This is a genomic window from Rhizobium sp. 01T437, from assembly GCF_056398505.1.
Map to the genome: position 1 here is coordinate 60659 of NZ_JBFTPM010000021.1, position 26756 is coordinate 87414.

A 26756-nucleotide genomic window follows, 5' to 3' on the forward strand; every position below is an offset into this window, starting at 1 on the left:
CAGCAATGCCTATCACCGCTATCTCGGAGAAACTGTCTGTCTCGCTGCAGCCGAGCATCGAGGACATCCAGGCGCTTCGCGACAGAGGGTTTCGGACGCTCATCAACAACAGACCGGACCACGAAGATCCCGCTGAGCCGGGAAGTGAGGCCGAGCAGCAGGTGGCAAAACACTGCGAACTCTCCTACGCATTCATCCCGGTCACGGCCGAAACGATGACCGAGGCCGACGTGCGTGCCTTCCAGCGGGCGATCGACAGATCGGAGGGACCGGTGTTCGCCCATTGCAAGACCGGAACACGGTCGCTCAGCCTTTACCTCATTGGCGAGGTTCTTGACGGTCGCATGTCTGCAGACGAGGTCGTCGAGTTCGGCCGCAGCCGCGGCTTCAACACCGCTTCCGCCGCAGCCTGGCTTGAGAAGCACGCCTCGCGCAGCCCGCATGTGAAGGGCTTCTTCGATCAGCGCAGCTGGAGCGTCCAGTACGTGGTGTCCGATCCGGTGACGCGAAAGTGCGCCATCATCGATCCTGTGCTCGACTTCGACGAGAAGGCCGGAGCGACCGCGACCATCAACGCCGACGCGATCCTTGACTACATTGGCCATAATGGCCTGACGGTCGAGTGGATCCTCGACACCCATCCTCATGCCGACCACTTCTCGGCAGCCCAGTATCTGAAGGAGAGGACCGGCGCCCGGACGGCAATCGGGGAGCGGGTGATTGACGTCCAGAAGCTGTGGAAGGGCATCTACAACTGGCCTGAGCTTGCAGCCGACGGCTCCCAATGGGACCGGCTGTTGGCTCACGGCGAGACTTTCAAGCTCGGTTCAATCGATGCAAAGGTGCTATTGTCGCCAGGACACACGCTTGCCTCCATCACTTATGTGATAGGCGACGCCGCCTTCGTGCATGACACGCTCTTCATGCCTGACAGTGGCACGGCCCGCGCTGACTTCCCCGGCGGCGACGCGCGGGTTCTATGGAGGTCGATACAGGACATCCTCGCATTGCCGGACGACACCCGGATTTTCACGGGTCACGATTACCAGCCCGACGGTCGTGCGCCTCGCTGGGAAAGCACCGTGGCCGCACAGAAGAAGTCCAACCCGCATCTTGCCGGCGTGACGGAGGAAGAGTTCGTGGCGTTGCGGACGAAGCGCGACAAGACGCTGCCGATGCCGAAGCTGATCCTGCATGCCCTGCAGGTGAACATACGTGGCGGGCGGCTGCCTGAGCCGGAAGCTAACGGCAAGCGTTACCTCAAGTTTCCGCTCAATGCCCTTCAAGGAGCTGCGTGGGAATGACCACCGATCTCAACGCAATGATCAAGGCGGGGCTCTCCCCCGCCGAGATGGCCAACCGGGCCGGAGAGGTCGCAAACCTCTTGAAAACCCTGTCCCATCCGGCGCGCCTCATGATCGTCTGCACGCTCGTGGAGGGCGAGGCTTCCGTCGGCGAACTTGAAGAAAAGCTCGATGTCCACCAGCCGCACCTATCGCAGCATCTGACGGTGTTGCGCGGCTCGGGTATCGTCGAAACGCGGCGGGACGGCAAGCAGATCTTCTACCGCCTGACGGAGGAGAAGGCTGCGCAACTGGTCGGGGCTCTGTATGCCATCTTCTGCGTGAGGGAAGACAGATGAACGCATATCTCCCCTCATTGGCCGGGGGCATGCTGATCGGCGCATCGGCCGCCATGCTGCTGCTCCTCAATGGCCGTATAGCCGGGATCAGCGGGATCGTCGGGCGTCTGGCTCAGGGGATTGGCTTGACGACCAATCTTGCCTTCGTCCTCGGACTACTGCTCGGCGCCCCCGCCTATCTGCTGGTGTTTGGCGGCTGGCCCGCCGTGCAGATCACCGCAGGCTGGCCGCTCATCATCCTCGCCGGACTGCTCGTCGGCTTCGGCTCCAGAATGGGATCGGGCTGCACGAGCGGGCACGGCGTCCTTGGACTGGCTCGCCTGTCGCCGCGTTCCATGGTGGCGGTCGTCACCTTCCTGACGGCCGGCGTGGTCGCCGTCGCTATTCTCAGAGGTATCGGATTGTGAATCGGAACATCTGCCAATTCGCCGCGGCGCTCGCCTCGGGCATCGTGTTCGGCTTCGGGTTGTCCTTGTCGGGCATGCTGAACCCGGTCCGCGTCCAGGGCTTTCTCGACGTGTTCGGCAGCTGGGATCCCAGCTTGGCATTCGTCCTCGGCGGCGCAGTTATCGTCGCTTTTGTCGGGGTGCAGATTATGAAGCGGATGAAGCGTCCCGCCTTCGACGATAGTTTCCATGTGCCGACGAACCGTCGCATCGATGCTCCGTTGATCGTTGGTTCGGCGCTGTTCGGCCTTGGCTGGGGGATCGGCGGCTTCTGTCCGGGGCCGGCGGTCGCCTCGCTGTCGGTCGGTCTTACCCAGACGGTCCTGTTCGTCGTCGCCATGCTGGGCGGGATGACCTTGTATGACCGAGCATGGAGCAGACGGGTGTGAGCTACTCGATCGGACTGGTAGTCGGTTCCGGCGGGCTCGTCGGCTTCATGCTCGGCCTCCTCGGCGGCGGCGGATCCATCCTGGCCACGCCGCTGCTCCTTTACGTGGTCGGGGTCAGGCAGCCGCACGTTGCGATCGGCACGGGTGCGCTTGCGGTTTCGGTGAACGCTTTTGCGAACTTTGCAAGTCATGCGATCAAGGGTCATGTCTGGTGGCGCTGCGCGGCCGTCTTCTCCGCGCTCGGCGTCGTCGGCGCCCTCGCCGGCTCCACTCTCGGCAAGGCAATCGATGGAGACCGCCTGATATTCCTGTTTGGCGTCCTGATGGTGGTTGTCGGGGTCGTGATGCTGAAGCCCAAGAAGCCGATGGCGGTTGACTGTCGCCCGGTCGACCTCAGGATGTGCCTGGCCACCGCCGCCGTGGCACTCGCCGCCGGCGCTGCGTCCGGTTTCTTCGGCATCGGCGGAGGATTTCTTATCGTTCCTGGCCTCATGCTGGCGACAGGCATGCCGATGATCAACGCGATCGGCACCTCGCTTCTTTCTGTCGGTGCGTTCGGGCTGGCAACGGCCCTCAATTATGCCAGTTCAGGCCTGGTGGATTGGTGGCTCGCCGCTGAATTCATCGGGGGCGGCATCGGCGGCGGTGTGCTCGGCATGCTGCTCGCCATTCGTCTGAGTGCCTACAAGAACATCCTCAATCGCCTCTTCGCGGTGCTGATCTTCGTGGTAGCGGGTTACATCCTGTATAGGAACTCAGGACCAATATTGCCGGGATGAATGAGCCTCAATCTCGGTGCAAGCTGGCACCTGCCATCTTGATGGCACACGGATATTGTCTTATCTTCTCTGGAAAAGGAGATCGCAATGGCCGCACCACAACTTTCTGTTCGCAGTTCCAAGGCGCGGGATCTAGCTCACCGGTTGGCGCGTCGCGAAAATCGTTCGATCGCTGAGGTGGTCGAACGTGCGCTTGAAGCCTACGAGACACGGGAGGCGGGGCGTGAACCTGCGTCCGCCTTCTATGCACGTGTAAACGCGCAAGCTGCCACGGACATCGATCTGGACGCTGTCATTCAAGAGAGCCGTCATCCGCATCAGGGCATCGAGCTTTGATATTCCTCGATACAAACGTCGTCTCTGAGACGTTGAGGAAGGATCCTAACGAAGCCGTGATGGCATGGCTGGTTCGGTTCGACGCTGAATTGGCCCTGCCCATCGTGACAGTCGCCGAGATCGCTTTCGGTATCCAAAAGATCAAGCCGGACCAGAGGGCGGACCGCTTGGAACAGGGGCTGGCCGAATGGCGCCGCCGGTTTGCCGATCGGATGTTTGTCCTGACGGAAGAAGCAGCACTTGCCTACGGAGAAATCATGGGGCAAGCGGCGCGTCAGGGCCGCCCAATGTCGGCACCCGATGGAATGATCGCCGCAATCGCTCGCGTGAACGGCGCACGACTGGCGACGCGCAATCTCAAGGATTTTGAAACGACGGGTCTCGATCTTGTCAACCCGTGGGATTTTTGATCGCCGCAACCGTGCTTATTTTTGCCGTTTCGATTTTCAGCGCTTTGCCTGCCGGGAACACGTGCGAGGATCGGGTGGGTTTCTCCCTTGGGTCTGCGCCGGAGATATTGGGGCGACATCACCTGTCGATCGGCATGATCGAGTGGAATCCTTTTCACGGTATCAATTGCACTTGTTACCTTCCAGGATTATCGGGATTTTCATGGTTGCCTGGAATGCGCCTAGCGCTGAAGTCGGCTGACTTTTCACAGATCGCCGACTGCTGGCTATCCGCTCCCTAATTACCGCACGAACGCGGGAAGAGAACCGGTCACAGAGCATCTGCGCTATTTAGATCTTGTTGCGCACGAAGGGATCAGTTCATGGGCGGACGGGCGATCGTCTGCCTGATCTGGCGCACACTGCGGGCCGGCGGTGCACCGAACTGCCGGAGATATTCGCGACTAAATTGCGAAGCGCCCTCGTAACCAACTGAGTATGCGACATCCGAAGCGCTGCGATACCCGGGGAGCAACATTTGACGCGCTTCCTGCAGCCGAAGCTGCCCGCATGTCGAAGTGAACTGCGGCGATGCCGGGTGACCTTTCGGGCCGCCCAAGCCAGGCGATCGCTTCCTCGATACCGGTGGTGACGTACTCCTTCGTTGACCCAGAGGGTTCGCGGTCCCGCCGTCATTGGAAGGCAGCACAGAAGGCTTCACGATTTCGATAGGGGTGTACATGGTAGTATTCCTTATTTCGGATCAACGATCGCCTGCATCAATCCGGCGTCGCGCCGAGGCGTCGCGCCGAAGAGACGTTTGTACTCCCGGCTGAACTGCGAGATGCTCTTGTAGCCAACCTCATGAGAAACCGAGCCTGCATCGGCCTGTCGGGCAACCATGCGGCGACGGGCTTCCTGCAGCCGGATGTGCTTTTGGTATTGCAACGGGCTCAAGGCGGTCACTGCTTTGAAACGCCGATGGAACACGGACTCGCTCATCCCTGCGACGGCAGCCATTGCCTCAATACTGATCTGCTCCGTGTAGTGCTCTCGGATCCAGGCCATGGCCTTCCGTATATGTGATAACCGAGAGTCTATTCCGGCAACCTGACGCAGCATTTCGGCGTGGGGTCCCATCATCAACCGAAACATCAGCTCATGTTCCAGGTGCAGCGCCATTACGGGGATCTCCTTTGGACGATCAAGCACCGCCAGTAGTCTTTGCCATGCGCCGATTAACTCGGTATTGGCAATGCTGAAGCCAAAGCCGGGTTGGATCTGCAGCTCCGGCACCTCGGACAGATAGAGTACCACGTTGGTGATAACCGCCGGATCAAGGTGAAGACCGACAGCCAGGAAGGGTTTTTCCGCTGATGCCTCGGCGATTTGATCCATGGCGGTGACCTCCGCAGCGACGATCATTGTTTGCCCTGGGCCATATTCGAAGACTTTATCGCCGATGATTGTCCGCTTGATCCCCTGCAGCACGATAAACGCCATCGGATCATAGACTTGGCCAGCAACCTCCGTCGATTCGGTATATCTGTGCACCATCAAGCGCGAGAGGCCGGAGTGCCGGGTTCCTGCATGACGGATCGCCAGAGTGCGTAGTTCATCAAGTGTTTCCATCGCACCAGTTGTCGCGACTTGCTTATAAACGTCAAGCCGATGGCAGGATCAGGCAATTTTTCAAGACCATCAGGCATCGCCAAGGCACCTCAAGAGGGCCCATACCGGTGCAGGCAGACTTTTGTTGAAAGGAACATGACATGCCTTCCCCGATCGAGATCGTAACTGACTTTTGCAACGCCTTTCCCGAAGATGGCGGGAGACCCGCAATACGGCGTTGGTTTACCCCGGAGACGGTTTGGACCAACGTAGGGATCTCCTCAACGACTGGCATCGAAGATGCTGTGGGCATGGTCGACGAGCTCGAAAAAACGATGGGCATTGCGACGGTGCACATCGAGATGCTCGCCATTGCTGCTGAGGGAAACCGTGTTCTCACTGAACGGCTGGATATTTTCGAACGCGCCGACGGCAGCGAGATCGGAAGGGTCACGCTGATGGGGATCTACGAAACGCAAGGTGATCATATCATTGCGTGGCGCGACTATGTTGACGTCAATGCTGTGTCACAGCTGGCTGGTAGCTAGTCGGCTGCAGCTCCTGATCTTTCAGCGCGACCACCAGTATTTGGTCTCAGGTCACCGGGGCGTTGCAGACGACTCCGTCCGACCGATGGTAGAGTTATCTCAAGGGTAACAAGATGCGACGCAGCGTTTTCCAACTGTTATGGTCGGTGAGCATTGTGAGATCAGCAGCGGTTGATAGTGGCCAAGCCGGATTGCCGGCTGGAGGTCTCAACGGCGCAGACGCCCGACAGGATGCCTATCAGAGAGATGGCCCAGCAAAAGGCCGTGGCTCGCGAGGGGGTCATTCGTCCGCTTGCTTTCGCGAGTCTACTGAACCTGGAAAACGACCCAAAAGCCCGGACAGGGGTGACTGACATCACCGCTCAGCACCGTCAAATCGGTCACTATCGATACCTGAAATGCATCACCGCCAAGGCCGACAACGGCTGATCAGGGCTGCAGGCGGTGATCCCGTTGAAGCTCGCGGCAGTTCGCTGTGGACATCGATCTGGATCGTATAAACGCTATCCCTACGCCGGCATATCCCAGGGATTGATCACAGTTGCGTCGGTGTCTTCGAAGTCCTTGACGTTGCGCGTGACGAGGATCAGGTCGTGGATGATCGCGGTCGCGGCGAGCAGCCCACCAATATCGCCTCGGGGACGGATCGCTGCGATACGGCCCCATTCCACCGCGATCTGGTCAGTTACCGGCAGGATACGATCACCGTGGTCCCGGCGTAGCTTGCGCAGCCACTCGGTAAGGTGAGAGGCGGCCCTCGGGTCAGACTTTTGTTTCAGCGCGATGCCACGCATGATTTCGCCCAGGGTCAGGGCGCTTAGGTGGACGCTGAGCGGATCGACCGATCGCAACCAGGATACCGCTTGCGGGGTGCCGCGTCGCGCTTCTGAGACAATGTTGGTGTCCAGCAGGTACATCAGAAGGCTACGTCGCGGCTGGGGATCTTGGCGCGCGCCTCGAGCGCATCAACGAGCTCGTCGTCCCAAGACGGACCGCCGAGTAGATCGTCAACGAGTGTGGGGCGGCCTGCGCGCAAGGCGTCATAGTCACGCGTGGATAAAACGACAGCGGTTCTTTCTCCGCGTACAGTGATTTCCTGCGGACCTTCAAATCGCGCCTTTTGTACCACTTTTGAAAACTGGTTTTTCGCGTCCTGTAGCTGCCATTCCATGGTTCTGCTCCGAGTTAGCTAGCCTGTCTAGCTATATAGGCACTTTCGGTGGCCAAATAAAGTAGAGACGCGTACCCTTGTGCTGACGGTCGGAAGTTCCGGCCACTCTGGGCGACCGTTATCCTGCACTTGCACCCTCAAATCGATCACTATCGATACTGGTTCCGCATCAGCCCAAGGCCGACAACGGCTGATTACCGCTCATCCGCAAGTGGCCCGACGACAATAACACCTTCGTTGCGGGCGGCCGCGGCCATTTTCCGATCGCCAGTCGCCAACGGCAGATCGACCGTTTTTGCGAGATCCAGATAACTGGCATCATAAGCGCTCAGCATGTGACGCGTCGCAAGGTCGAGCACGGCAGGGTCGTTTCCCGATCCGGCGTCCTCCAATGACAGCCTGCGCAACTGGCCCATCAGCAACGAGGCGTCTCCGGGTCGAAGCCGACCACGTCGCTCGGCCATCAGGAAATTGTTTCGGATCTCGAACCAGAATTGCGACGGGACAAGCGCCGGGGCTGAACGAAGCTCAGCCAGCAAGCGGTCGGCAGCGTCATTCTGTTCGTCCGGCAGAAACCAGGCCCCGGCGATGGAAGCACCGAGAACGAAGGGCATTAGGACCGTTGGCCCTCATCGCGCCATTCGCGAATTTCACCCTGCCTGGTGGACTGAATGGTCGAACGCAGGGCTTTGATCTCGGCAATAACGGCATCGATATCATTTTCATGCCGGATGCGCGACAGTTTCGCGATCGGCGTGTTCCCCCGTGAGATGATTACCTCTTCGCCCGCCTCGACCTTGGCCAGCAATTCGGAAAAATGCGTCTTGGCCGCGCCGACCTTGACTTTGACGGTCATGAAAAACTCCTGCCGATACGCTGTCGCGGGGCGGCGGAAAGACGGCCTCCATTCGACACCGAGCCCAACGTAACGCATAATTACGAAAGTCAACACCATGCCAAGTGCGTCAATGCTTCCATGGAGTGCGGCCTTTCCGCGTCGATTTACGCTTTTAGATCCATCGCGATCGACACCCGATGCTCCTTTGAACACTTTCCGGAAAGCCCGCACTTTACGGGAAGGAGTGAGCCAATGATCTCTACTGTCACTGCCGCCACCGTCTCTAAAAACTTCGGCGCTATCAGGATACCGCTGTGGCGAACCGTTTCTCCGCCGCATCGTCGCCCTGAAACTAGTTGGCTTGTGCTTGAACCGGTGCGCTACGTGCGGCTTAGAGCTCGAAATCCTGCGGCTTTATATCCTCGGCGCCGTGCCTGACACGCAGGATCACTATCCGGTCGTGATAGGAACGATAATAGATGCAGCGGTTTCGGTAGGGAAAGCCCCGTAGGCCTTCCGAGATGTGGTCGCGTGGGGAGCCGGTGAAGTCCACCTCCGCGATCCACGCAATCTTGGCCGTCAAGTCGGCCAGGAATTCCTGCGCATAGTGCGGGCTGCTCTCGGCAATATGGCGCCGGATACTCCGCAAATCCTCGATTGCGGACGGCGCAATAATCAAGCGTTTCGGTTTGATGGCGCTAGCTTTCGTTCATGACGTCTTTGAGAAGATCTGCGCCGGTAGCGTATTCCTTGCCGAGGCCCGCTTCAATCTCGCCGTCGGCCGTTTGGATGTCCCGACGTAACGCCTGCATTTTCAGCTCGTGGTCGGCCAGCATGCGGATCCCAGCCCGCACGGCCTCGGTCTCCGTACCAAACCGTCCATTGCGGACCAGATCCGAAAGAATCCCGTCATAAGTGTCGCCAAGCGAAAAAGTCTTTGCGCGTGCCATGTCGTTTACTCCTTGGCGCTATGATACAGCAAAATACAATACTTTTACAATATTATTCGGGGAAATTCTCCGACTGAAGCGGCGTGCTTCCTGGCGGCTAAATCGCTGATCGAACAATCGCCGGTGTCGTACTTCCAGCTCGTTCCTTGGGTTGACGGTCGGAAGTTCCGGCCACTCTGGGCGACCGTTATCCTGCACTTGCACCCTCAAATCGATCACTATCGATACCTGGTTCAACCCGCGATGTGATCAACAGTAGAATCCCATCTGAGGGGCGCCCATTTTGGGTGGCGAATGTCCCAATTTTGCGCTTGGCTATGGCGCATGGGCTGCGGTGATCACCGGATCTTGATTTGGATTTTGAACTCGAGGCTATTTGCTTTAGTTGACCAAGTTGACAAAATTGCGCGAATACATATCTTGTGCATGAAGGAGACTGAAACGATGGTTGATCGAGCAGGCAGCAAGGCAAAGGTTCGACGGGAGCGCAGCGCCGACGTCGTGACGATGTTCATGATGAAGGGGGATCCGATCAAGGCTCTCTCTGGGTTCGATCTGCCAGCCGGCGCCGAGGTCGCCATCGTATCGTCAAAACCGGAATCGATCCGAAAGATCCGCCAGGCGGGTCGGGGACGGATCTCTCGGATCGCCGAAGCCACGACCAGCCTGCGTCAACGCCAGTCGGAAACCAAGACACCGGTCATCGACAAGTCGGCTTTCGAACCGGATGCGCGCAGCCGAGCACTGCTGGCGGGCGTCCGCATCGCGGAAGAGGATTTGCGCGCGGCGGGGGGAGCCTATGATCTCGAGCAAGTCAGGACGCTGATGCGCGGCATTTCCCGTCAGGCAGTGGACAAACGCGTTCAGGAAGGCTCGCTGCTCGCCGTGCCTGGACCAAGCAATCGGAGAAGCTACCCGACGCTGCAATTTGCGCCGGACGGAACGATCGTTGAAGGACTTCGGGAGGTGCGTGACGCGCTTCAAAGCAGAAATCCTTGGATATTGCTGAACTTTTTGGCGCGACCGGATGCACGCCTTGGCGATCGAAAGCCGATCGATCTTCTCAGGTCCGGGCAACAGGATCAGGTTATCGAGGCGGCGCGACGGTACGGCGAGCAGGGGGCGTGAGCGCTCCGCGACCGCCGGCCGATCTTTCGAGCCGCGTTCCCAAATTGGTGACACTGCCGGAAGGACGGTACCTTCATCGCTTCTACAGCGCAGCTTATGAACCGATCTATTTCGATAGATCTGATCTCGGGCGCTTCAATGCGCCAGATGGCTCCTATGGCGTGCTGTATGCCGCTCAAGAGATTGCTGGCGCGTTTGCCGAGACGTTCCTGAGGACGCCGGGGCGTACACTGGTGGATGCCGAACTGCTGCAACGCAAAGCATACGTGCGCCTCGCGGCAAAAAGACCATTGACGCTAGTGCGTCTCGCCGGGCCAGGACTGGCGCGGGTCGGCGCCACGGCGGAAGTGCCCCACGGCGGCCTGCCGTATGAGATCGCCCAGGCGTGGTCGAAGGAACTGTTAAAACACCCCCTTGCGTTCGACGGGATCGCCTATCACGCGCGCCACGACGACACCGAACTCTGCTTTGCGCTCTACGAACGCGCGGCGGATGCAATTTATGAGGTTTCCCGAGATATCGAATTGGACCGGGACTGGTTCTGGGAGATCGGTGAACGTTATGGGGTTGGCTTGGCACCCTAGCTGCCATGAGGGACGTGGCGCGCTCTCAATTGCCGTTATGTGCCTGGATGCAAGTAGGATCGATGATCGTGCCTTTTTGTCGCTTTCGAACCCCGATCCGACCGTAGCTGTTGACCGACCTTTAGCTGTCGACCGTCCCAATCAAGCGGATTCTATCCCACTGATTCCGCGGAACAAAGCATTTTCCTAATTCGCCGGATTCACCTTAATTCGGCGGACGCAGAAGCGACATGGGCTTGTCTGCTGTGCCTGGGCGGCAGCTCACGGCTTTCTAGGCATCAGAAAGCCGCCGAAGCGCAGTTTGCAGCTTACCGCACGCTGTGCATAGGCCACATGGACCGCGCCGCCGCCCAGGGCAGGGGCGCGGCGTAATGAGGCAGCGTAGGCCGCACGCCGGCACTGATTTCGAACGTCAGTTTGGCCGATCGGAAGAGCGGCACATGTTTCGAAACGTTGCGGGTGATCGCCGTGAACTCGCCGGCCGGCAAGTGCTTGCGGTCGCCTTCCTCTATGTCCCACAGCTTATAACGATCTCTGACCAAGCGTGGCTATAGCGAGGCATGCGTGTTCGATGGCGGGTTGCGATCGGAGTTTGCCTTGGTGCATCGCAAATCGATACTTCATCGCGGCCATGCATCTCTCCATTTTTCGGTTAAATGTTGAGCATTCTAAGCTTGTTCCGAATATTTGCGACTAGATGCATCTTCCATTTCACGCAGGGCGGTCAGTGAAACTAGATGTTCGAAATGATCGAGCTGCGGGTTGAGACTCAATTTTTCATCTCAATAGAGGCTACAATGAAGCTGAAGAATAAGATTGCATTCGTCACTGGCGGCACGTCGGGCATCGGTCTGGAAACCGCAAAGCTCTTTCAGGCCGAAGGCGCTCATGTGGTTCTCGTCGGCTCGAACGATGAACGGCTGACCGCAGCGGGCAAGGAACTCGACGGCAAGCCGCTGTTGGTTCGTGCCGATATCCGGAAAGTGGCCGAGATCGAACGCGCCGTTGAAGAAACCCAGGCGAAGTTTGGTCATATCGACATCGTATTCGCCAACGCTGGAGCGACGACCGTCGCCCCGCTTGAAGCCGTGACGGAAGACTACGTCGCTGAAAACCTGTCCCTCAACTTCACCGGTACGTTCTTCACTATCCAGAAGACAGCACCGATCATTGCCGAGGGCGGCAGCATCATCGTCACGACATCGTTCCTGAACACGATCGGCTACCCAGGACTATCGATTCTTGCCGCCAGCAAGGCTGCGACGCGTTCACTTGTTCGCACTCTCGGCGCAGAGTTGGCCCCTCGGGGCATCCGCGTAAATGCCGTCAGCCCCGGCGCAATCGCCACACCGTTCTACAGCAAGATCGGCCTACCCGAAGACGTACTCGCCGAGGTCGCATCCGGCATCACACAGAAGATCGCTCTGAAGCGTTTCGGGCAGCCGGTCGAACTCGCAAAGACCGTGCTGTTTTTGGCAAGCGATGACTCGTCTTACACTACAGGCACGGAACTGGTTGTGGATGGCGGTCTGACTCAATTCTGACGCTGCTGACCCAGAACCGACAGCAGCCTGTCGTCTTGATATAATTCGCAGACGACGGGCTGTCCTATTCGCTCGAAGGAATTCGGCCGAATTCAGCAAGTTCTTCGCGCAGCTTCGGCACAGCGAAGTCTATGAACCGCCGTAGCTTTAAAGGCATAGCGTTTCGGGAAAGATAAACGATGTGAACCGGGATCGGCTCAACTTCAAACTCCTGCAAAATATAATCAAGCTTTCCCGCTTTAATCGCCGCATCGACGTCATGCTCCAGGACGAGCGTTGCGCCAATGCCATCAATTGCGGAATCAACCGCAGCGTCCGGCGACGACACCAGCAGCCGTGGCACCTCTGCGATCTTCGAAATCACTCCTGTATCCGGATTGCGGAAACGCCAGGGCGAGAGGTAGGGGCTATCGAAAACCACGCACGGGTAGCCGCGAAGCTGCTCCGGTGTCGTCGGCTCACCCCGATTCCTCAACAGCTCCTTGCTGGCGACCACCACCACGCGCAAGCTTCCAACTCGTGTTGCAACGAGACTACTATCGCGCAAGCGCCCAACCCGAATAGCCACATCGGCATGGGAATCGATGAGATCCAGGTTGCGATCGGACTGCAAAAGCCGGATTCTTATCTTCGGATAAAGCGCGAGAAATTGATCGATTACCGGCAGCACTCGCAGTCGCGCTACCTGCACCGGAGTGGTAACGACAAGCTCGCCCTGTGGCGCCGTGAATTCGCCCGCGGCACGACGTTCTTGTTCGTCGACCTGTTCCAGAATTTGCTTTGCGGACACAACGTAATCGGCCCCGGCATCGGTGAGTTCAAGTTTCCGTGTTGATCGCACGAGCAGCTTCGTTCCAACCAGCGCTTCGAGTTCGTTGACGTTTCGGGTGAGCGTGGTGACTGGAACTCGTAGTTTTCTAGCAGCAGCCGACAGGCTCCCTTCCTCAATGGAAGACACCAGCATCGCCATAGCTTCTAGCCGATCCATGCAGGTCACCGCAAACGTAATAGAAAGACGCGATCCTAGAGCAGTAAATTTCCTAAAATTCAAGAGAGAGAGACGCGCTAAGCCGACTTGATATCACAAGGTGCCGATCAGTCGGCGAGGCGGGGAAGGAGGATCGCTCTTCGGCGTTTGGCCGTGGATTTTTGATGGAAATCCGGCGTCGTGGTTTAGATAAGAGATGCGCGGACAAATGTACCATAGGAAGCGTGTTTTAGAGACCTAACGCGAGTCTGTAGCGCCCGATTTTCGTCTCGTCACCGGTCTCTGGCCGTCCACCGAGCCGATGCGGGCCTGCGGCGCTGTGAGGCGAAAATGCCGGAGAATAAGGGGCAAACGATATGAGCTTCGAAGATCACCCGGCTGGTAGTCCAGGACGACGGAAATCCGTCGGGGAGCCTTACGGCGCTTGCGTTAGGAGGGGTGGGACAATGCACGTGGCAGCGCGTTGTTCGCCGAATTCGGGCGAAATTCGCCTGACATTGCAGGAAATGTGGGGAATCCGCTCGATAGGACGGCCGACATCACTGCTCAGCGCCGTCAAATCGCTCACTATCGATACTTGATACTTATCGATGGTTAGAGCGCCTGCCCAAAGCCATCCGATGTGAGGAATACTAACTTTGAGATAGAGTTCCTACAAGAAATCATTTACCATGATTTCAATGGCTTACGATCTCCCGAAAATCAGCATGACAGCCCTGATGCGGCCGGCTTTCGACGCCGGGGTCGCGCTGACGCGTTTGGACGAACGGATTGCCCGTTCGCCGGTCGGCGAAGGCTGGATCGCACGATCCCATTTTGCCGACGCATGCTCCTCGCTGTGGATCGACGGCGAATTGGTCCATCTCGAAGACCTCGTCCTCCATGACCACACCCGCGATATTCGCACACCCACCCATGAGCTGACCATCGCCCGCGACGTCCTGCGCACCCGCCGGCGCATTGCCGCCCAACTCCCCGGCTGGGCGCTGTCGCCCGATGGCATTCGGACCCTGCGAAAAACCGCGGAGATCACGCAGGCCGACACGGATGAGGTGGCGACCGCCGATGCCATCCGGCGCGCGGTCACAAACGATCCGGAAGGGGAGGGTGAAGACACCGATGACCCCGGGAATCCGCCGGGCGTCGACTATGCCGCCATCGATGCGGTCCTCGCTAGATCGGAGGCGGCGATCGAGAGTGCCAGACGGCCGTACCATGGCGGCGGCCAAGACAAAGATCCGATCATCTACGATCTCGATTGGGACGAGGATGCCAGGCTAGACGAGTGGCGCGGCGTGTTGCGACAGGCTCAGGACCTGCCGGCGATGCTGCAGGCGGTAATCGCGCTAGATGCCTGGAGCGAGCTTTCCGTGCTTCAGCATGCCACTTGGCTTGGCCGGCTGCTGGCAGCGTCGATCCTGCGTCAGGCCGGCATCACCACCGGCGCCCATCTGGCCGCCATCAATCTCGGCCTCAAAACCATTCCCGTCGATCGGCGCCGCCATCGTGATCGTGAAACCCGGCTGCTTGCAATCGCCCACGGCCTGATTGCGGCCGCCGAGATCGGGCTCAAGGAGCACGACCGGCTTGCGTTGGCGCGCACGATGTTCGAGCGAAAGCTGGATGGACGCCGGACCTCTTCAAAGCTGCCGGAGCTGGTCGAGCTGGTGATGGCAAAGCCATTGGTGTCGGCCGGGATGGTGGCGAAGACGCTCGATGTCACGCCGCAGGCGGCGCGGCGGATTGTTTTGGAGCTCGGCCTCAGGGAGATGACGGGGAGGGGGAGGTTTCGGGCGTGGGGTGTTGTTTGAAAGGTGCCCCTTGCTGCGTTGGATCCGGTAGCTGCATTCTTGAGGATTTTGCTTATCCGTTGCTCGGACGCCGTTGGAAACTCAGAGGGCCATCAACAAGAATGGCATCACAGGAAAAAATGCTGTTTTGCCCCGCAACTTTAAATAAGTTATCGATATTCATTCGCGCGCCATCTTGCGAAGACGGTATTTGAGAACTTGGAGTCTTAGGAGCTTGGTTGGTTACCTTATAAAATTTGCAAGGACACTTGTTGCAATCACATCGAGATTTACTCGACGCCGTAACGACCAAGGTGACATATCTCGGTTCGTTGACCTTGCTCCGACGGATAAAGCGGATCCGGCAGGTGTGTATTCGAGCGCCTTAACCGAGGCGACCGAAAACCCTCGGGTGATGAACATTGCTCTTACTGGACCTTACGGATCCGGGAAGAGCAGCATAATTAAGTCGTTCCTAAAGCTATACAAGCGCCCGGTTCTGCAGATATCGCTGGCGGCCTTTCTACCCGAAGCCGTAACGGCGGGCGGCGAGGTAAGCAAACAGGAGATCGAGCGAAGTATACTCCAGCAGATGCTTTACGGCGCCGATGCCAACCGGCTGCCGCTATCTAGGTTCAAGCGGATCCAGTCACCTGGCAGATGGTCCATTTTTGCTTCACTTTTCATGGTCTTGGGCTTCTTAGCCTGCTGGCACCTGATACAGAAGCGTGATGCGATCATAGGCGGCGACTACTTCCGTCCGTTTGATCTGACTAACTGGTTCAATCTAACCGCCTTTGCTATTGGCGGAGCGTTCATTTGGCTAGTCTTCCACCAAATCTACGTCGCGAGTTTCGGAATATCGCTCAAGAGCATATCCCTCAAAGATATTGAAATCACGCCGAAGGCGGCGACCGAAGAATCAATACTAAATCGTCATATGGACGAAATAATATACTTCTTCCAGTCGACAAAATATGACCTTGTAGTCATCGAGGACTTGGATAGATTCAACAACGCCGATATTTTCGTCACTCTTCGCGAGATAAACAGCCTCGTGAACGCAAACTTAGGTAAGAAGAGAACAGTCCGTTTCCTTTACGCCCTTCGCGACGACATCTTTATCAACACGGACAGAACGAAGTTCTTCGAATTTCTTATTCCCGTCATCCCTATCATCAACAGTTCGAACTCGATCGATATGGTATTAGAGCAGGGCAAGCGGCTGTCTATCGACAGCAGGCTGAACAAACAATTCCTGCGGGAGGTTTCGCGATACCTGGATGACCTGAGGCTAATTCAAAATATATTCAACGAATATGCAATATATGCGGCTTGCCTCGAGACGGACGACGAAGTCAATCTAAACGCGAATAAACTGCTAGCAGTCCTGATTTACAAGAACGTGTTCCCCAGTGATTTTGAAAATCTTCATCGTGGGAAAGGCAACCTTGCAGAAGTTCTTCATAGTCACGACCGCTACATCGCCGCTAGCGAAGCCCTTTACACCGCTGAGATTTCCAGGATTGAGGAACTCGTGGACCTTAGCGAAAAGCAACTGCCGGCTGACCTGAATGAATTGCGTAGGATCTATGCGATGGCGCTAATAGAGCTGCTTCCTGCGAACTATGGCAATATCTCGACAGATCGAAGCAACTTCATTCCAATAGCTGGCTTGGTCAAACATGATCGACTTGAGGATTTCCTCAATGCGACTCAGGTGTTCGTAAACAATCCAAATGGATACCAGCAGCAAGTAGCGCTCTCGGGTTTCCAAGAAAAAGTAAATCCGAACAGGACATTTCAGCAACGCAAGAAAGATGTCGAAAATAAATCCACGTCATTTAGGAGCGCAGCGTCCAAGAAGCTTCAGGATCTACGGGCCAAGCTTGCTAATGTTCGGATGGCGAAGTTTAATGAAATGGTCCGGGAGAGTTTGGACGAACTGGATGACCTTTTTGGCGTGTTTGGGGATCGCGCCGAATTGGCTCGGTTTCTAGTTCTCGAGGGATTCTTGGACGATACCTACTACCAATATACGTCGTTATTCCACTCCGGGCGCCTTTCGCCAAGCGACAACAAGTTCCTGATCCGGATTCGTAGCTTCAGTAATCCGGATCCTGATTTTCAGATTGATAACCCTAAGGAAGTCATTGCCGCAATGCGCGACGAGGACTTCAGCCGGAACTACGTGCTTAACGTTGAGATCGTCGACTGCCTACTTTCTGATCCATTGTTGTATGAGGCGCAAACAAGAAAGCTGCTCGAATTCATCGCATCCGATTTTGACGACTGCGGAGATTTTTTTGCGACCTTCTATGCCCGCGGGCGCGGGGTGCCAACGCTGATCACGACGCTCACTCGATCGTGGCCAGATTTCGTGACGGCTGCGATAGAGAGCTCCGCCAACCTTACACATGTGGCCCGCATCATAACCCATCTGCCTGAAGCCAATTTAAAGAGTATCGCTGGCAAAAATCCAGCACTGGCTGAATTTGTGTCTGAGAAGCTGCCCGACATTTTGGCTCTTGGGATCGATTTCGCCCCAGAACGTTTAGAACTTCTCGGAATTGAAGCAACTGATCTGTCTGCGATAGAACGTTATCCCGGTTTCATACGCTTGATATTCGACCGGGGGCTCTATGAGCTTTCCATCGAAAACCTTGATTTCATATTCCGAAATGTCCTCGGAATTAACGCGGACGCCAAGCCACTGGAACAGAACTATACACTGATGCTCGAGGCTGACAGTAGGCCGCTTCTAGCCAAGGCAAACGGCAATTTCGGTAACTATCTGAAAAATGTCCTTCTCCGTCTGCCGGACAATCGCTTTGAAAGCGTTCCCGCCATTCTCAGCGTCATCGGTCGGGAAGATGTTGATCTTGAGTCGGTGGTAGCCTTCCTCGAAAAGCAGACGATTCTATTACCGACGTTAGATCAGGTTCCCCAGAATCTCCATGCGGTGCTTTTCAGGATCGAGAAAATCGAGCCGACCTGGGGCAATTGCCTGTCTTTCCTCGGCAGCGAAAGCTTCGAGGCAGATATCCTAACGCAATTCTTAAACAGACCAGCTACATTGGCGGCGCTCGCGGATCACGGAGTTCCAGATGGGGACGAGGCACGCCCGTTGCGCAAATTCATCATCGAGAACGATTCTTTGAGCGCACAAGCCTATGCTTCTTATGTCAGGGCACTTCCGAGGACCTTCAACGCATTCCCAAAACAACTTGGCTCTGAAAAAACGGGAATCTTGGTTGATTGCAAGCGCGTAAGCTTCTCACCTGAGAACCTCTCACATCTCGGCAACGACATTCCGTTGGGCGTCAAATTCGTGACGAACAACATCGACGAATTCTTCAAGGTCGAGGGCGAGTGCGAATTGGAGGACGACTTCCGAGAAAAGCTGCTAGAATCGAACCTGACCGACGAAGATCGACTAAAAATAGTCCGCGCGATGGACCTGAGTTTACTGGCGGGAGCACCAGCGCGTGCAGCGCTTATTGGAAAGATTCTGTCTCGCACTGGAATTGTTACGGAGAACTTGGGAGTGGAAGCCGCCCGTGAGGTCATCCTGAAATCCCGCCCGTTCGATACGCAGATACAGCTGTTCAACTTGCTTCATGAGAAATTCGAAGACGACCAGGTGCGGGAGATACTGCAAGCACTTCCGGCGCCACTGCCCGATATCAAGCCGGGGTGGGTTACGCCGAAGCTTGAAGGCAACGAGGCGAACCTGAAATTCGTTACGTGGTTGAAAAGTCGAGGGTTCATTTCGTCGTGGAAGCAGGGCGGGTTCTTCGACAACGACATACGTATGAACCTATTCAGGAAGTGAAAATCTTGCGCAAGTCGTGCTCGTGACCCCTGAAATGCTCCGACGCCTTCCGGCTGCAGGGTTGGTCGCCGCACCTATAAGGCCACTGGCTGCTATCGAACGAGTTTGAAATGGAGTGCCGAGATGCGATCCCGTCACACCATCGGATCTGATTTCGTAGGATGTGGTTTGCAGTCTCGAACCAACATTGGAGCGAAGTGCGGGTGCCGGCTGCTTTGCACTCCCATTCCGGCCTGACGTTTAAGATTTTCCGAAGGCCGACGTTTGTTTTAGCAGCCGTTGTGAGTGCTCTTGCATTCTAACCGGTCAAAATCGAAAGTATAGGACTTGGGGGGGAATCAATGCAGCTTGAGCGCGCGCGTATCAAAAACTTCCGATCACTTCGGGATGTCGAAGTAGCTTTTGGCGCACACACCGCATTTATCGGGGGTAACGGTGCCGGTAAATCGTCAATCCTGAAGGCGATTGAGAAGTTCTATTCAACATCGAAAAATTGTGACGCCGATGATTATTTCGGACGAGATCAAGGGCAACCGATTGAGATTGAGCTGACCTTCCATCAGCTGAGCGATCAAGAGGCCGCATCGTTCGAGGGCCGGGTTCGCGACGACAAGCTGATGGTCACCCGCATTTTCGATGGTGGCACGTCGAGCGGTCGTTATCACGGTGTGGTTCCCCAGACCCCCGATTTCGTAGCGATCCGATCGCAAACCGCCGCAAACCCCAAGCGTGCGGCGTACAATGCTCTTCGCGATGCGAATCCCCTTTATGCAGAATTGCCTAACGCTGGAAGCGCGGCTGCCGTCGACCAAGCACTAGTGGAATGGGAGGCAAACCATCCTGCTCAGCTGGTGCTGTTGCCGGACGATGGTCAGTTCTTCGGCTTCCAGAACAACAGCCGCGGCAAACTCCAGCGTCATACGAGTTTCGTGTTCATTCCAGCCGTGCGTGAGGCGTCGGCGGATGCTGCGGACGGCAAGACGAGTGTAATTGGCAAGCTTCTTGAGCTCTTGGTGCGCAGTCAGATCTTGCAACGACCGGATGTTCAGGCCTTCAAGGCGCAAATGACCGAGGCTTACCAGGCGCTTGTTTCTGCCGAGAACATGCCGGAGCTTGGTACTTTGGCGGGCACCCTAACCGCCGACCTACGCGGCCTTTACCAAGACGCCGAGGTGGCGCTGAACTGGCGCGAGATTGGAGAAATGCCGGTCCCGTTGCCAATGGCGGACGTCCTCCTCAAGGATGACGGGTTCGGAGGGCCGGTGGATCGGCAAGGCCACGGTCTCCAGCGTGCGTTCATCTTTACTTTGCTCCAGCATCTGGCACGCACGGCGGTGCCGGAGGCCGACGATCCCGTCGCGGGTGGTGGCGACGGAGCACATGACGCTGCGGCGGTCGTGGCCCAGGCACCGACCCTGATACTCGCGATCGAAGAGCCCGAACTCTATCAGCACCCTACAAAGCAGCGGCATTTCGCTGAGGTGCTACGCGGTCTGAGCAGTGGCACCCTCCCTGGGGTCCAAGGGCACACCCAGATCATTTTCGGGTCGCATTCGCCGATGTTCATCTCGATGGGGAAGGCAGACGAAATCCGGCTTACCCGGCGTTCGGTCTGCGCTGACAGCGCGTTCAAGCAATGCAGCTTGCAGGCTCTCGACCTTGATATCGTCGCACAGAAGCTTGAGCGTGGCTGGGATAAGCCCGCCGGCTCATACAGCGCACTGACCTTGATGCCGCGGCTCCACATTCTCGGCGCCGAATTAGCCGAAGGATTCTTCGCCAATGGCGTCGTCTTGGTTGAGGGTCGTAGCGATAAGGCGGCGCTTACCGCGACGGCACGGATGCTAGGCGTGAATTTCGAGGCGGCCGGGATCGCGATCCTTTCGGCCGAAGGCAAAGCCAATCTCGATCGGCCCTACGTGATCTTCCGAGAGCTGGGTATCCCGACTTTCCTGCTGTGGGATTGCGACCAGAATCTGCCCGAAGCCAAACGAACGCCGGCAATCGATCTTGCTCTGAGCAAGCTCGCGATGCCAGAAAACGTGTTCGATGCCGCTCCGATCGTCGATCTCGTCAGCGATTGCTATGCGCATTTCGGTACGACGTTGGAACATCGCTTGAAGGAGGACCTCACACCGGAGGTACATGCGGCATGTCTTGCCGCGGCCTGCGAGCCGTTCGGCGTGAACCCCAGCAATGACACACAGAAGATTCCCGAGGTCGTCTACGAGACACTGCTGCGTGGGAAGGGGCAAGGTCGCGAGAGCGAGATGCTGAAAAATCTCATTCGTTCGATGTGGCGCTTTTTCCGCGACGAGGATTTGCCGGGTGAAGCCCAGCCGCAAGCGCCGGTAGCCGCCGCATGAAAGTCGAGGACGGTTCCAGTGAACGAGTGCTGGCGCATGACCGTCGGGCCCAAGGCCCATGGAGCGACCTCGCGCTCCATACGATCGGGTGGCGAGCATTCCAGGACTTGTGTTCGCAGGTCTGTGAAGTCGTGCTGGGTCGTCCCGTCGAAATTTTTCGAGAGGCCCAAGATGGCGGCCAGGACGGAGTATTCCTTATCCCTTCAGGATCGGAAGCGCCGCCGATCGGCACGGTTCAATGCAAGCACACCTCGGAGGCGGGAAAAGCTCTGAAGACAGGTGACCTCTCTGGCGAGATCGGAAACGTCGAGGAATTGGTCAAGGCAGGTCAGGCAGATACCTACGTGTTCATGACCAACATGAGCGTGGACGCTCCTGTCGCCGCCGCGATGCGCGCGCGTCTGCGTGCTCTTGGCGTGCGCAAGCCCCATATTCTGGGCCGCCAATATATTGTACGCGTGATCAGAAGCAGTGCACGTCTGCGCGCGCTCGTCCCACAGGTGTACGGCCTTGGCGATCTCACCTCGATCGTCGATGAGCGGCTGAGCGAACAGAGTCGGTCGCTGCTCGACAGTTGGGTCCCAAAATTGCGGACCTATGTCCCAACCAAGGCCCATCGCGACGCCGTCAACGCGATCTCCGACCATGGCGTGGTGCTCCTCCTCGGCAATCCGTCCAGCGGCAAATCGGCGATCGGTGCCATCGTTTCCACGATCGCCTCGGAGAACCCGGATAACACCGTCCTTGCCCTGACGAGCCCGCGCGATTTTGAGGCGGGATGGAATCCGAACGACCCCGGCCGCTTCTTCTGGATCGACGACGCTTTTGGTCCAAACGTGCTGCGCGAGGACTACGTTCAAGACTGGGCTTCGGCTTTTTCGAAGCTCCGCGCGGCGATCAAGCATGGTAACCGCTTCCTCCTGACTTCGCGCAAGCACATCTATGAAGGGGCTCGACGGCGGCTCGGTCAGCGCAACCTCGCTCAGTTCGCTGACGGTAGTGCCGTCGTCGACGTGGGCGACCTGACCTTCGAGGAGAAAGCGCAGATCCTATATAATCATGTTAATTTCGGCGAGCAGAGCCAGAGCTGGCGATCAAGCGTGAAGCTCCATCTCCCGGCCGTCGCTGCCGTTAAAGATTTTCTCCCCGGCATTGCCGAACGACTTGGAGATCCGAATTTCACCAAGGGGCTGGCGCCGCGCGAGGGTCCGCTCGTCCGGTTCATGGAGGAGCCGACCGAACACCTCATCGATACGGTCAATGCGCTGGACGACCGACTGCAAGCGGCGCTCATCCTCGTTTATGTGCATCAGGCCGGCTTCGATCCGGGCGATCAAGATTCGCTCGCGGCACAGGCGGTCGCCGAACTCACCGGCTACTCGATCTCGAAGATCCAGGATTGCTTCGCTGAGCTTAAGGGGTCTTTCTTAAAGCTTTCCGGACCCAGATGGACCTTCGCACACCCGACGATCTCGGACGCGTTGACGGAGATCATGCGGCAGAAGCCACATATGATGGCTGCGCTGATTCGCGGTGCGCCGATCGATACCATTCTCGGCACTTTCACCTGCGAGGGATCGCCGCTCATTCAAGACGCGCTTGTGATACAAGCCGTGCTTGACGATGCATTGGTCGCTCGCCTCCGTCGTACGCCGGACGAGCGGCACCTCAATTGGCTTTTGTTCCACTTCCTGTCCTACCGCGCCAGCGAAGTCGTTTTCGCAAAGGCTATCCAGCAATTTCCGGATTTGCTTCGGCGATCTTGCTGGCGGACGGGGCTAGTTGGCAATGACCCCCAGCTTGTCGCCTACGGCCGGGCAAATCGTCTCGGGCTATTACCCAACGACCTGCGGCTGGAAGCGGCGGACAGGCTTGAAACGGCTGCGCATTCGTCGCTGGACGTTTCGTTCTTTGAGGAACAGGAAATGCTTGCTCTGTTATTGCCATTGCGCCTGATTGGCTTGGGAATGGCGTTACGCACGACGGTCCTGCCATCGCTCGAGGAGCGCATCGACGATATTGCGGCAGATGCCGATCTTGACGAAGAGCCCGACAGCCACTTCAAGAAACTCTTGGATGTTCTGGAACGCGTGGAGGCGCTCGGCGTCGATTCTTGTGCCGCGTCGTTGATCGAAGATGCTCGGGACCAGGTCAGGCGCTCGGTTAACGAAATCGAAGAGCGTAAGCGGGAGCATGATGAAGAGACGGAAAGCGAAACGGACTGGACCCATATCGTGACGCAGAAGAAAGAGGACGCAATCGCTTCTGCTGTCCCTCCAACAACCCGCTCTATATTCGACGACGTAGACAAATAGAGCCGAGCCGTTCGCCACGTGGGCAGGTAGACTTGATGAACGGATGGCCTGACACTGGACGCTCAATCAGTTGCCGAGTATCTTGGACGGGTCGGCCGGTGAACGGCGGTTATTTGCGTAAGTGCAGCGGAGACCGGCCAGTCCGCTTCCGGCCCCATATCAGCCATTCCCGAGAGCAAGTAGCTGTCTCTACATGTAAATTTGGCGCGAACGTATTGGCCAAACGACGGGGTCGGACGTTCAAGTCCCTTCAAGGTGTCCACCTTCAACTCGCCCAAAGTTATTTCTTCGAGCCAGCCTTCGGCCTAGGTTGATACAGACGCCGTTTGACGTTCGAGCGTAGAGCATTGCGCAGATCTTTGTCTGCGGTTGAAAGGTCGAACCATTCCGGATCAAAGTAGCCACCGCACCACCGAATGGTTTCAGCATATTCCGGATCTTCTGGGTCGGCGATGATCTCCAGGAACCGCTCATAACCCGATACCCCACCCACATCTTCTGGCGGTCTGGCCCTTTCGCCGGCGACGCAGCTCCCGTGTTTTGGCGTAGCGGCCAGCGTCAGGAACTCCTCGACCGCAACAGTGTGTCGCCAGCCATCCCCGAAATCATAGTGGTAACTGAAGACGGCACCTTGCTCGAAGTCCAGCAAGCGAACCTCTCTCTGATCGAAGACCCGAGGATCGTCATCGGTCGCATCCTCCGTCAGGGTCTCGACTTCCCCATACCGTAAACCACCAATGCGGAATTCATAAAGGTGATAGTTCCACCAGTTAAATGCTGCCTGAATACCGAGATGTAGATGCTCCAGGTTCCAATGAACAGGCAGGACCAATCGGCGCCAAACGTCCGGCTTCATCTCGTCGATAGAAACTCTGACTTGCACGGCGTTTGCGGGTTTGAACATGGCACGAATGAACAAGGTCAGGCTGCGATCGTCAAGAAGGCGCTCAATTGTGACACCGTATTCGAACTGGATCGATCTTCACGGCATCTCTGCCCGCTTGTGTAGCCCTCGAAGCTTACTATCTCTGGTGTAACCCCAACTGGAGCATCGCCATGGATCGAAACGCGGCCGAAATGCTGTCGGAATTCTATATTGAAATTCTTCCGCCGGACCGCGATGAAACGTGTGCGTCGGATGCAACGACATGTCCGTGCTGTCGAAGGTTACGTCCGGCCTCGAGCATGGATGATGATGGCTGCGGGATCTGCGACGAATGCCTGGCACCATGACCGCCGGCGGCAAAACACTTCCATCAATCCAGGCGACGTTCGACGACGCGCTAGCGAAATTGCCGGACGGCTATGTCGATGGACATTTTGGTGATCGACCATGGGGCGTGACCGTTAAGCGGTCGGAGGATGGCAAACGAACCTGGCTGTATGGCGAGGAGCTTAGCGGAACCGATATTGTCAGCTTCAACCTTTATCGATTGGCTGGATCGGGGTCGATACTGAAGCCGTGCGAAATGTCGTCCGCCAAGGTGATCGAATTTGTTCTCAGTTTAGAGCCCAGCAGAGAGAAGGCGGCACCTCGACCACAATGGTCGAAAAATAAGCACAGGATCTATATTGCGGCGCAGCAAGTGCATGGCTGCACTGCGATCTGAGCGCTGGCAGTCGGGGCGGCCTCTGGTATCTTCACCTCAACGAAGCAATGCACCTCCTCCCGCAGAGTTTCGTGTTTCAGGCGACCCACTCCTCCTCCCAGAGGGCGCCTGACGGAACAGCGGCACTCCTCCTCCCAGCCGTTGTTCAATTTTTTGAAAAAGCCTGCCGCACCTCCTCCCGCGGCAGGCTTTTTCGTTTCCGATACAAGCCCGGAATTCAGGCAGTCATTCCACCAGCTCTCCGGATTTCGAAACGGTCGTGGATCCGTACGGTTCGCGTGAGGAAATGATGAGCGCGTCATTGGGTAATGGCTGGGCCAGTTCCTTGGCCTCTTCCCAGGGCGCCCGGATCCAAATATCGGTCTCTTCCTTCGTCAGTAACAGGACCGGCATCGCCCTTTTCATGGATCGGGTTCACCAGGTCGTTGGGACCCGTGGTCAAAAATCTAGCGGACGGCGCTGATTTCGCTAGTCGAGCCGAAAGACGTCGGCATTGTCCTGGCGTTCGCGCAGACCTTTGTAAGATGGATGACGGAGTTTCCCATCAGTCGAGCAGGCGCGAAACTCGATCTCGGCGATCAGTGTCGGTTCCACCCAGACAATGTCGGCACTTCCGGAATAGGGCAGGGGCGGTTGCTTTCGGTTCCAGCGCAATTTGTCCAGCATCTTCCGTAATCTGATGGTCTCGGCTTCCCTGAAGCCCGTGCCGACGCTCCCGACGTAGACGAGCTCATCACCACGATACGCTGCGAGCACCAACGAGACGAAGTCGGCCGGGGACGCTGCCGACCTCTCATAGCCGACGATGAAGAAGGCCTCGCTCTGGATGCATTTGACTTTTACCCAATCGTCGGTCCGGCCGGAACGATAGGGCCGATCGAGGTGCTTGCCGACGATACCCTCCAGGCAGAGGCGGCAGACATGCTCCAGCAGGACTGTCGGTTCGTGATGCGCTGGCATTCCAGAAACGGACATTTCCGCCTGAGTTGGTGACGATGGAGCGGACAAGCGAGCTGTGGGCGCAAAAAGAAGTCAGCACCCGAGGCACCGTTGCTGCTTTGACGCCGGCCTATTTTTCAAGGCTGGCGAACCACTCGGCATAGGGAGTGTTTTTTGCCATGTGTCGGCTGTAATCCGGTGCGCCGTCTTCCCACTAGGGTTCTCCACGCTCGCCGAGAGCAAGCTTTTCATCTCGACCAGATGTCGGTCCTTTGCCAGGGCATCGGGGTCGCCCCTGGCGTCGCGGACGGCCCTTCTTGCAGACATCAAATCCTTGACCGGCCCATTCCGTATGGCTTCGTCAAGCGCGGGATTGCTCCAGTTTAGACGGCGATCGGGTTTACGTCATGCCGACGGAATTGGACTTCTACAAGCCGGAGCTTTGGACAGACGATGCACTTTTCCGCACGGAGGTGCGCGAGGCATTCCGGTGTCTGCAGCAAACACAGCTGTTGACCGAGAACCGTGCGCCTCATTGCCGCCAAAAGGACGACTGGC

At 57.3% G+C, this 26756-nt stretch carries 26 protein-coding genes and 4 pseudogenes; 18 read left to right on the forward strand and 12 right to left on the reverse strand.

What is annotated here, in order from left to right; all coding sequences use genetic code 11:
* Positions 1 to 5 precede the first annotated feature (5 nt).
* From blh to AC1DM5_RS29900, 7 genes are all read left to right on the forward strand, one after another.
* A complete protein-coding gene (gene blh, locus AC1DM5_RS29870; RefSeq protein ID WP_477976433.1) occupies positions 6 to 1304 on the forward strand; it encodes a bifunctional sulfur transferase/dioxygenase Blh in 1299 nt (432 codons plus the stop codon).
* Positions 1295 to 1642 carry a sulfite-sensing transcriptional repressor BigR gene (gene bigR, locus AC1DM5_RS29875; protein ID WP_477976435.1) on the forward strand — a complete coding sequence of 116 codons (348 nt, stop codon included), beginning with the start codon at positions 1295 to 1297 and terminating at the stop codon, positions 1640 to 1642. The genes blh and bigR overlap by 10 nt, the downstream gene beginning before the upstream one ends.
* Complete coding sequence (locus tag AC1DM5_RS29880; RefSeq protein WP_477823674.1) at positions 1639 to 2049, forward strand: YeeE/YedE family protein; 411 nt, start codon at positions 1639 to 1641, stop codon at positions 2047 to 2049. The genes bigR and AC1DM5_RS29880 overlap by 4 nt, the downstream gene beginning before the upstream one ends.
* Entirely contained in the window at positions 2046 to 2477 is a 432-nt protein-coding gene (locus AC1DM5_RS29885) for a DUF6691 family protein (RefSeq protein WP_477976437.1), read from the forward strand. Before AC1DM5_RS29880 ends, AC1DM5_RS29885 begins: the two co-directional genes overlap by 4 nt.
* Positions 2459 to 3256, forward strand: coding sequence for a sulfite exporter TauE/SafE family protein (locus AC1DM5_RS29890; protein WP_477976439.1), 798 nt, complete (start codon positions 2459 to 2461; stop codon positions 3254 to 3256). The genes AC1DM5_RS29885 and AC1DM5_RS29890 overlap by 19 nt, the downstream gene beginning before the upstream one ends.
* Before the next feature lie 87 nt (positions 3257 to 3343).
* Positions 3344 to 3592: a type II toxin-antitoxin system VapB family antitoxin gene (locus tag AC1DM5_RS29895; protein WP_477976441.1), complete on the forward strand. Its 249-nt coding sequence runs from the start codon at positions 3344 to 3346 to the stop codon at positions 3590 to 3592.
* Positions 3589 to 4002 carry a PIN domain-containing protein gene (locus tag AC1DM5_RS29900; RefSeq protein WP_477976443.1) on the forward strand — a complete coding sequence of 138 codons (414 nt, stop codon included), beginning with the start codon at positions 3589 to 3591 and terminating at the stop codon, positions 4000 to 4002. The genes AC1DM5_RS29895 and AC1DM5_RS29900 overlap by 4 nt, the downstream gene beginning before the upstream one ends.
* A gap of 355 nt (positions 4003 to 4357) precedes the next feature.
* On the opposite strand, the pseudogene AC1DM5_RS29905 reads toward AC1DM5_RS29900, so the two are convergent.
* Both AC1DM5_RS29905 and AC1DM5_RS29910 read right to left on the reverse strand, forming a co-directional pair.
* Positions 4358 to 4546, reverse strand: a pseudogene (locus AC1DM5_RS29905) (helix-turn-helix domain-containing protein); the annotation flags it as partial.
* 188 nt (positions 4547 to 4734) lie between these two features.
* Positions 4735 to 5613, reverse strand: coding sequence for an AraC family transcriptional regulator (locus AC1DM5_RS29910; protein WP_477976444.1), 879 nt, complete (start codon positions 5611 to 5613; stop codon positions 4735 to 4737).
* 140 nt (positions 5614 to 5753) lie between these two features.
* Here AC1DM5_RS29910 and AC1DM5_RS29915 point away from each other — a divergent pair, with 140 nt between their 5' ends.
* Together AC1DM5_RS29915 and AC1DM5_RS29920 are read left to right on the forward strand one after the other, a co-directional pair.
* Positions 5754 to 6140, forward strand: coding sequence for a limonene-1,2-epoxide hydrolase family protein (locus tag AC1DM5_RS29915; protein WP_477976446.1), 387 nt, complete (start codon positions 5754 to 5756; stop codon positions 6138 to 6140).
* A 246-nt stretch (positions 6141 to 6386) separates the two neighbouring features.
* Complete coding sequence (locus AC1DM5_RS29920; RefSeq protein ID WP_477976448.1) at positions 6387 to 6569, forward strand: hypothetical protein; 183 nt, start codon at positions 6387 to 6389, stop codon at positions 6567 to 6569.
* Positions 6570 to 6649: 80 nt separating this feature from the next.
* Here the strand turns inward: AC1DM5_RS29920 and AC1DM5_RS29925 are convergent, their stop codons facing one another.
* The 6 genes from AC1DM5_RS29925 to AC1DM5_RS29950 all read right to left on the reverse strand — a co-directional run bounded on the left by AC1DM5_RS29925 (position 6650) and on the right by AC1DM5_RS29950 (position 9099).
* A complete protein-coding gene (locus AC1DM5_RS29925) occupies positions 6650 to 7057 on the reverse strand; it encodes a PIN domain-containing protein (RefSeq protein ID WP_477976450.1) in 408 nt (135 codons plus the stop codon).
* A complete protein-coding gene (locus AC1DM5_RS29930) occupies positions 7057 to 7311 on the reverse strand; it encodes a type II toxin-antitoxin system Phd/YefM family antitoxin (protein WP_477976452.1) in 255 nt (84 codons plus the stop codon). The genes AC1DM5_RS29925 and AC1DM5_RS29930 overlap by 1 nt, the downstream gene beginning before the upstream one ends.
* Positions 7312 to 7505: 194 nt before the next feature.
* Positions 7506 to 7925 (reverse strand): type II toxin-antitoxin system VapC family toxin, encoded by a 420-nt coding sequence (locus AC1DM5_RS29935; protein ID WP_477976453.1) that lies wholly within the window; start codon positions 7923 to 7925, stop codon positions 7506 to 7508.
* Positions 7925 to 8167, reverse strand: a complete 243-nt coding sequence (locus AC1DM5_RS29940) for a type II toxin-antitoxin system Phd/YefM family antitoxin (protein WP_477976454.1) — start codon at positions 8165 to 8167, stop codon at positions 7925 to 7927. Before AC1DM5_RS29940 ends, AC1DM5_RS29935 begins: the two co-directional genes overlap by 1 nt.
* A gap of 373 nt (positions 8168 to 8540) precedes the next feature.
* Complete coding sequence (locus AC1DM5_RS29945) at positions 8541 to 8828, reverse strand: type II toxin-antitoxin system RelE/ParE family toxin (protein WP_477976456.1); 288 nt, start codon at positions 8826 to 8828, stop codon at positions 8541 to 8543.
* A gap of 19 nt (positions 8829 to 8847) precedes the next feature.
* Positions 8848 to 9099 (reverse strand): type II toxin-antitoxin system ParD family antitoxin, encoded by a 252-nt coding sequence (locus AC1DM5_RS29950; RefSeq protein ID WP_477823665.1) that lies wholly within the window; start codon positions 9097 to 9099, stop codon positions 8848 to 8850.
* Between the two features lie 324 nt (positions 9100 to 9423).
* Between AC1DM5_RS29950 and AC1DM5_RS29955 the strand changes: the two genes are divergently transcribed.
* The 3 genes from AC1DM5_RS29955 to AC1DM5_RS29965 all read left to right on the forward strand — a co-directional run bounded on the left by AC1DM5_RS29955 (position 9424) and on the right by AC1DM5_RS29965 (position 12355).
* Positions 9424 to 10227 carry a hypothetical protein gene (locus tag AC1DM5_RS29955; RefSeq protein ID WP_477976458.1) on the forward strand — a complete coding sequence of 268 codons (804 nt, stop codon included), beginning with the start codon at positions 9424 to 9426 and terminating at the stop codon, positions 10225 to 10227.
* The gene (locus tag AC1DM5_RS29960; RefSeq protein WP_477976460.1) at positions 10224 to 10811 is read left to right on the forward strand and encodes an RES family NAD+ phosphorylase; all 588 of its coding nucleotides are present in this window, start codon (positions 10224 to 10226) and stop codon (positions 10809 to 10811) included. Before AC1DM5_RS29955 ends, AC1DM5_RS29960 begins: the two co-directional genes overlap by 4 nt.
* A 746-nt stretch (positions 10812 to 11557) precedes the next feature.
* Entirely contained in the window at positions 11558 to 12355 is a 798-nt protein-coding gene (locus AC1DM5_RS29965) for an SDR family oxidoreductase (protein WP_477976462.1), read from the forward strand.
* Between the two features lie 64 nt (positions 12356 to 12419).
* On the opposite strand, the gene AC1DM5_RS29970 is transcribed toward AC1DM5_RS29965, so the two are convergent.
* Positions 12420 to 13343, reverse strand: coding sequence for a LysR family transcriptional regulator (locus AC1DM5_RS29970; RefSeq protein WP_477976464.1), 924 nt, complete (start codon positions 13341 to 13343; stop codon positions 12420 to 12422).
* A 671-nt stretch (positions 13344 to 14014) separates the two neighbouring features.
* Between AC1DM5_RS29970 and AC1DM5_RS29975 the strand changes: the two genes are divergently transcribed.
* The 4 genes from AC1DM5_RS29975 to AC1DM5_RS29990 all read left to right on the forward strand — a co-directional run bounded on the left by AC1DM5_RS29975 (position 14015) and on the right by AC1DM5_RS29990 (position 23649).
* Positions 14015 to 15154, forward strand: a complete 1140-nt coding sequence (locus AC1DM5_RS29975; protein WP_477976466.1) for an RHE_PE00001 family protein — start codon at positions 14015 to 14017, stop codon at positions 15152 to 15154.
* 256 nt (positions 15155 to 15410) lie between these two features.
* Positions 15411 to 18968, forward strand: a complete 3558-nt coding sequence (locus AC1DM5_RS29980) for a YobI family P-loop NTPase (protein ID WP_477976492.1) — start codon at positions 15411 to 15413, stop codon at positions 18966 to 18968.
* Positions 18969 to 19309: 341 nt separating this feature from the next.
* Positions 19310 to 21334, forward strand: a complete 2025-nt coding sequence (locus AC1DM5_RS29985) for an ATP-dependent nuclease (RefSeq protein ID WP_477976468.1) — start codon at positions 19310 to 19312, stop codon at positions 21332 to 21334.
* Complete coding sequence (locus tag AC1DM5_RS29990) at positions 21331 to 23649, forward strand: nSTAND3 domain-containing NTPase (protein ID WP_477976470.1); 2319 nt, start codon at positions 21331 to 21333, stop codon at positions 23647 to 23649. The genes AC1DM5_RS29985 and AC1DM5_RS29990 overlap by 4 nt, the downstream gene beginning before the upstream one ends.
* Positions 23650 to 23929: 280 nt before the next feature.
* Here AC1DM5_RS29990 and AC1DM5_RS29995 read toward each other — a convergent pair whose 3' ends face one another.
* A complete protein-coding gene (locus tag AC1DM5_RS29995) occupies positions 23930 to 24553 on the reverse strand; it encodes a plasmid pRiA4b ORF-3 family protein (protein WP_477976494.1) in 624 nt (207 codons plus the stop codon).
* A gap of 313 nt (positions 24554 to 24866) precedes the next feature.
* On the opposite strand from AC1DM5_RS29995, the gene AC1DM5_RS30000 reads away from it, so the two are divergent.
* A complete protein-coding gene (locus AC1DM5_RS30000; protein ID WP_477976472.1) occupies positions 24867 to 25259 on the forward strand; it encodes a hypothetical protein in 393 nt (130 codons plus the stop codon).
* Positions 25260 to 25484: 225 nt separating this feature from the next.
* Here AC1DM5_RS30000 and AC1DM5_RS30005 read toward each other — a convergent pair.
* A pseudogene (locus tag AC1DM5_RS30005) lies at positions 25485 to 25704 on the reverse strand (SOS response-associated peptidase); the annotation flags it as partial.
* Between the two features lie 23 nt (positions 25705 to 25727).
* Positions 25728 to 26204, reverse strand: a pseudogene (locus AC1DM5_RS30010) (ATP dependent DNA ligase); the annotation flags it as partial.
* 398 nt (positions 26205 to 26602) lie between these two features.
* Between AC1DM5_RS30010 and AC1DM5_RS30015 the strand changes: the two are divergent.
* Positions 26603 to 26695: pseudogene (locus AC1DM5_RS30015) on the forward strand (exodeoxyribonuclease III); the annotation flags it as partial.
* Positions 26696 to 26756: the final 61 nt, after the last annotated feature.

Bases quoted from the DNA above. Each gene is read 5' to 3' on its own strand.
- AC1DM5_RS29940 (WP_477976454.1), bottom strand. From the start codon at position 8,167: ATGACCGTCAAAGTCAAGGTCGGCGCGGCCAAGACGCATTTTTCCGAA.
- AC1DM5_RS29975 (WP_477976466.1), top strand. From the start codon at position 14,015: ATGATTTCAATGGCTTACGATCTCCCGAAAATCAGCATGACAGCCCTG.
- AC1DM5_RS29890 (WP_477976439.1), top strand. From the start codon at position 2,459: ATGGAGCAGACGGGTGTGAGCTACTCGATCGGACTGGTAGTCGGTTCC.
- AC1DM5_RS29955 (WP_477976458.1), top strand. From the start codon at position 9,424: ATGGGCTGCGGTGATCACCGGATCTTGATTTGGATTTTGAACTCGAGG.
- AC1DM5_RS29990 (WP_477976470.1), top strand. From the start codon at position 21,331: ATGAAAGTCGAGGACGGTTCCAGTGAACGAGTGCTGGCGCATGACCGT.
- AC1DM5_RS29965 (WP_477976462.1), top strand. From the start codon at position 11,558: ATGATCGAGCTGCGGGTTGAGACTCAATTTTTCATCTCAATAGAGGCT.
- AC1DM5_RS29995 (WP_477976494.1), bottom strand. From the start codon at position 24,553: ATGTTCAAACCCGCAAACGCCGTGCAAGTCAGAGTTTCTATCGACGAG.
- AC1DM5_RS29910 (WP_477976444.1), bottom strand. From the start codon at position 5,613: ATGGAAACACTTGATGAACTACGCACTCTGGCGATCCGTCATGCAGGA.
- AC1DM5_RS29930 (WP_477976452.1), bottom strand. From the start codon at position 7,311: ATGGAATGGCAGCTACAGGACGCGAAAAACCAGTTTTCAAAAGTGGTA.
- AC1DM5_RS29920 (WP_477976448.1), top strand. From the start codon at position 6,387: ATGGCCCAGCAAAAGGCCGTGGCTCGCGAGGGGGTCATTCGTCCGCTT.
- AC1DM5_RS29935 (WP_477976453.1), bottom strand. From the start codon at position 7,925: ATGCCCTTCGTTCTCGGTGCTTCCATCGCCGGGGCCTGGTTTCTGCCG.
- AC1DM5_RS29985 (WP_477976468.1), top strand. From the start codon at position 19,310: ATGCAGCTTGAGCGCGCGCGTATCAAAAACTTCCGATCACTTCGGGAT.
- AC1DM5_RS29880 (WP_477823674.1), top strand. From the start codon at position 1,639: ATGAACGCATATCTCCCCTCATTGGCCGGGGGCATGCTGATCGGCGCA.
- AC1DM5_RS29970 (WP_477976464.1), bottom strand. From the start codon at position 13,343: ATGGATCGGCTAGAAGCTATGGCGATGCTGGTGTCTTCCATTGAGGAA.
- AC1DM5_RS29895 (WP_477976441.1), top strand. From the start codon at position 3,344: ATGGCCGCACCACAACTTTCTGTTCGCAGTTCCAAGGCGCGGGATCTA.
- AC1DM5_RS29925 (WP_477976450.1), bottom strand. From the start codon at position 7,057: ATGTACCTGCTGGACACCAACATTGTCTCAGAAGCGCGACGCGGCACC.
- AC1DM5_RS29950 (WP_477823665.1), bottom strand. From the start codon at position 9,099: ATGGCACGCGCAAAGACTTTTTCGCTTGGCGACACTTATGACGGGATT.
- AC1DM5_RS29915 (WP_477976446.1), top strand. From the start codon at position 5,754: ATGCCTTCCCCGATCGAGATCGTAACTGACTTTTGCAACGCCTTTCCC.
- AC1DM5_RS30000 (WP_477976472.1), top strand. From the start codon at position 24,867: ATGCCTGGCACCATGACCGCCGGCGGCAAAACACTTCCATCAATCCAG.
- blh (WP_477976433.1), top strand. From the start codon at position 6: ATGCCTATCACCGCTATCTCGGAGAAACTGTCTGTCTCGCTGCAGCCG.